This is a genomic window from Syntrophales bacterium, assembly GCA_023229765.1.
Lineage (GTDB): Bacteria > Desulfobacterota > Syntrophia > Syntrophales > UBA5619 > DYTH01.
Genome location: JALNYO010000077.1, coordinates 1 through 3,995 on the forward strand (window position 1 = coordinate 1; position 3,995 = coordinate 3,995).

Consider the following 3,995-nt stretch of genomic DNA (forward strand, 5'->3'; position numbering starts at 1 on the left):
AGGCACAAGCCATGAAGAAAGCGAAGTTTAGTATTCCCAAATTAATGATGATTGTCGCGGTGATCGCCCTGACGACACTCCTGGCGCTTTCGGCGATGGCTCATCGGGAGATGAAGGTCGGATACGGTTACGGACCGGGAAATTTTGCCGACATCGCTGCGGAGCGGAATCTCAATCTGACCGCTGAGCAAACGGCAAAGATCGATGCCCTGCGCGCAGTTCACCTGAAGGATATCGAGCCTCTGCAGGACCGGATGCTTAACAAAAGCAGGGAACTCAGGAGCATGTGGCTGGCCAGAACGCCGGACAGAGTAAAGATCGACGTCCTGCAAAAGGAGGCTCAGGCGCTGCGCGATGAGTTGGAGGAGAAGCTTGCGAATTACCGTCAGGAAGTGCTGCAGATTTTGACGCCCGAGCAGCAGGCCAGGATTCAGGCTTCCGTTACGGGGCGGTGGATGGAGCACAGGGGCGGCGGTGGCGGTATGGCAGGCGGCCGCGGTTACGGGTGGGGGATGCGGTAACCAAACCTGGGAGGCGATTGCCACGCCCGTGACGCTGATGAGCGGCGATCTCGGCGGCGTGGTGCGGGCCATAAATCTTTCCCGCCGGACGCTCGCGACGATCAAGCAGAATCTCTTCTGGGCGTTTTTCTACAATGTGTTGTTGATTCCCGCCGCGGCCGCGGGATTTCTGAACCCGATGGTTGCAGCCGGGGCGATGGCATTCAGCAGTGTGTTCGTGGTCAGCAACAGTCTGCGGCTCCGCCGCGCCAGAGTGTGATACCGGAGACGGGTCAGATGTGACAATGGCATTCTGTCCGCGGGGAAACTGTGATTTTTGGAAGTTGCCGACGAGGAGAAACGGAACATGATGGCTTGCAGTTGTTCCGTTTCTCCCCGATTTTACCGTAAGGATGTTTTATTTCTTTTCTTTTCCCAGTTCGTTCAGCCGTTCTTCCAGATAATCCAGTCTTGCCTTCATCCCGGCAATATCGTTTACCTGACCAACCACCGGCCGCATATTGGTGTAATGCTCCTCTTCGACCGGGGTGTCGGGACGCGCTCCGTAAACGATCCAGCTATCCTCATAGATGCGGAAGTTCTTGTAGCCGAGTCTTTCAAGGGCGTAATATGAGTAGGCCGTCCGGCATCCCCGGTGGCAGTAGATGATGACCTGGTTGTTTTTGGGAACGTTCTTGTAAACTTTCTGGAGCTCCTCGATCGGAAGCATCTTGCCTGTATCCTTGTCTAGGTTAAGTTCGTACCCGATATGGATTGCCCCGGGGATGCGACCCCCCCTGAGAGTGGTGTTTTCGATGCCTTCGTATTCCTTCTGGGATCGGTTGTCTATTATAGTGACGTTGGCGGGTTTTTTCTTTGCGATCGCGATCATCTCCTTAGTTGAAACGTAGAATTTCGGATTGGCGATCTTTGCCTTGAAAATGGCGGGAACGGGCTTTACGGCCTCGGTCTGAACCGGTTTGCCTTCCTTCACCCATGCCTCATAGCCGCCATCAAGGTAGTAGAATTCCTTCACTCCCAGGTAGATCGGGAGCTGCTCGAGGGCAACGTGATAGTCGCCTTTTTTCCCGTAGATGATAAGCCCCTTGTTGTTGTCCATGCCGATCTGGCCCAAAAGCTTCTCTGCGTTTTTGACGGAAACGATCCGGCCATCTACCGGGTTCTTCAGAACCGTGACGATCGGCTTTCCATACGTTACGGCGCCGGGAATGTGCCCATTGCCATACTCCGCGCCACTCCTGCCGTCGATGATGACCCAGTCTGCGTTGCCAACTTTGTCAGCCGCGAATTCAACGTCACAGACGTGTCCCACGGTCTTCCCCGCTGCCAACACCACGGAGCCGTAAAGAATTATTACTACGGACAAAACCAGCGCGATACCTTTCTTCCTCATGACATCCTCCTTGTGCGTGAAAAATTTTCCATAATCCGTTTCCGCTTTTTCCATTTACGATGCGGATGTCTCTGCATTTTCCGCTGCCTGCGCAAAACATTCCATCCACATCACCTCGAGCCCTAAAACGCTCCATGCTACCGAACTTGCCAGGGATTTATCGTATCCCGTTTTAATTATCCTCCCCAACCGCCCCGGAACTTTGAATCACCTTAATTTGACGCTCCGCTTTATGCAGGTGGAGCGTCTCTTCCTGTCCGAGGGGTTGTTCACCAATTCTCAGGAGGCCAGCATCTATTCATCCCCGCGGATCGCCTATTGATGGCCCTTATGCCAATTAACCAATATCTTGTCAATGGGAATATTTCTACATTCTTCCCAGATTATTATGCTTTTAGCCTCAAAAACGTGAGAAAAATTCTCGTTTTTTCATGGGCAGGGAACGATGGCAAGTTGCTGAGTTAGTTTAGATAATCCTCGCTGGATGGTGTCATAGGCTTCTTCGATTTGTGAGGGTTGCGTAGCGAGTTGGCAGGCGTCATTTTTTATGGTCCTTGAAATCATAGGGTTTTTGAAGAAGCTGCTTGAACAAATTTGCAGCCAGAGATAGGCGAACCCCTTTTGAGTAACCACGTAAAATGATTGATTATCGCTTTTTTTCAGTACGCCCTTTGCCTTCAATTTGTTCATCTAGTAGCGGATTTGTGCAGGATTTCGGAAGAGGCCGGAGAGGTTTTTATGCAGATCAGCCGTCCTGAATCCGTAAACCTGGTATTTGGGTTTGAGCAGTTCTTTGGCCAGAGCTGCTTGGCGGTCCTTTCTGAAGTCGGGGGCGCTGACGCGACGTCCCGCCGGGTCGGTCAGGGTCTTGGTGAAGATGTCCGGTTCCTGGTCGACGATGGAGGAGACGTCCACATCGGCGCAGCAGTCCAGAAAATGGTTGTTGCATTCGACACCTTTCCACAGACAGGTCTGAAGATAGAGGACAGGCTTTTTCAGCCCCAGCGATTTGGTGTGGTTGATGGTGGTTTCGGTGCGGATGAAAAAACCGGTTTTGTTGTACTGCTTGATGGAGTTTCCCCGGAACCAGTGTTTGATGCAGGCGTTATTGTCGTAGAGTCTCAAGAAGGTCTTGGATTGGGAGCCGCGGGTGTGGTCGGCTGAAGATTTGGGTGATGCTCTCGGGCAATCGGCGTTGGAACTTATCCAGGATTCTTTCAAAGAGGCTGGTGCAGAAACGCGCTGATCGGAACACGATATTGGAGGAGATTTCCACCTGGGAGAGATACCATTCATGTTGCAGATACTTGGAGCAGGTGGAATATTTCCCTTTGTCGAACTTGAAGAAGAGGTTCATCCAGTAAGTGACCCTATTGAGTACCGCCCGGCAGTGGAGTGACTCCACCGCCTTGCGGATGGCTTCCGGATCGTCCACATCCGCGAAAGCATTGTCATGGCGGCGGGAATAAACACCCTGTTTGTCTAATTGGATATGAATCGCGTTGTGGCCATTGAAATAGAACTCGCACTGGAAGGGGATATACGATAATCCCATCAATCTGAGAAACTTGACCACGCCGCCTGGAAAGGAAAGCCACCGAATGTATCCCCGCAGGACGACGCGATCGAAGCAACTGTATTTGAACTTGATATTCGGAGAGAATTGTTGCACGAAGGAATTCTTCACGGGCGGCTCCTTCCTATCGGACATTTCTTTGGGGAAACATCCCATACAGGACTGCCCGTGAAAAATCAATCACCTGCAGGCGGCGCGGAGAAGCGGATAGAGGTGCACTATGATGGCAAATGAAAGGCATGACCCTTCTAATTTATATCCGGGATTTGCCCCGGCCAAACCTAACCATCGCACCTTTGTCCCCTTGTCCTGCGCCGCTTTAGGAACTTCAGTTTGCTAAAGTTTCGCATTTTCATCTCTCGTTCTGCCTGTCCCGTGAAGGGTGGTAATCCATAGAACCGTAGAGCTTGAAAACCTTGCAATCCCGACATTCCCAGTCGAAATTGAGGATATTCCGGCACTCAGTTCCGGCAACCTCCCAGCAGGGACGTTCCGTGTCTTTATA

At 51.9% G+C, this 3,995-nt stretch carries 5 protein-coding genes and 1 pseudogene; 2 read left to right on the top strand and 4 right to left on the bottom strand.

Annotation, left to right across the window (positions count from 1 at the left end; genetic code table 11):
* Both M0P74_18025 and M0P74_18030 read left to right on the top strand, forming a co-directional pair.
* Nucleotides 1–521, top strand: a 521-nt coding sequence (locus M0P74_18025; GenBank protein MCK9365485.1) for a Spy/CpxP family protein refolding chaperone, incomplete at its 5' end; no start/stop codon positions are given.
* A gap of 13 nt (nucleotides 522–534) precedes the next feature.
* Nucleotides 535–780 (top strand): annotated as a pseudogene (locus tag M0P74_18030) (heavy metal translocating P-type ATPase).
* 138 nt (nucleotides 781–918) lie between these two features.
* Here the strand turns inward: M0P74_18030 and M0P74_18035 are convergent.
* From M0P74_18035 to M0P74_18050, 4 genes are all read right to left on the bottom strand, one after another.
* Nucleotides 919–1,914 carry a rhodanese-like domain-containing protein gene (locus M0P74_18035; protein MCK9365486.1) on the bottom strand — a complete coding sequence of 332 codons (996 nt, stop codon included), beginning with the start codon at nucleotides 1,912–1,914 and terminating at the stop codon, nucleotides 919–921.
* A gap of 429 nt (nucleotides 1,915–2,343) precedes the next feature.
* Complete coding sequence (locus M0P74_18040; GenBank protein ID MCK9365487.1) at nucleotides 2,344–2,595, bottom strand: hypothetical protein; 252 nt, start codon at nucleotides 2,593–2,595, stop codon at nucleotides 2,344–2,346.
* 9 nt (nucleotides 2,596–2,604) lie between these two features.
* The gene (locus M0P74_18045) at nucleotides 2,605–3,039 is read right to left on the bottom strand and encodes a hypothetical protein (protein MCK9365488.1); all 435 of its coding nucleotides are present in this window, start codon (nucleotides 3,037–3,039) and stop codon (nucleotides 2,605–2,607) included.
* Nucleotides 3,020–3,601 (bottom strand): hypothetical protein, encoded by a 582-nt coding sequence (locus M0P74_18050; protein ID MCK9365489.1) that lies wholly within the window; start codon nucleotides 3,599–3,601, stop codon nucleotides 3,020–3,022. The genes M0P74_18045 and M0P74_18050 overlap by 20 nt, the downstream gene beginning before the upstream one ends.
* Between the last annotated feature and the right edge of the window lie 394 nt (nucleotides 3,602–3,995).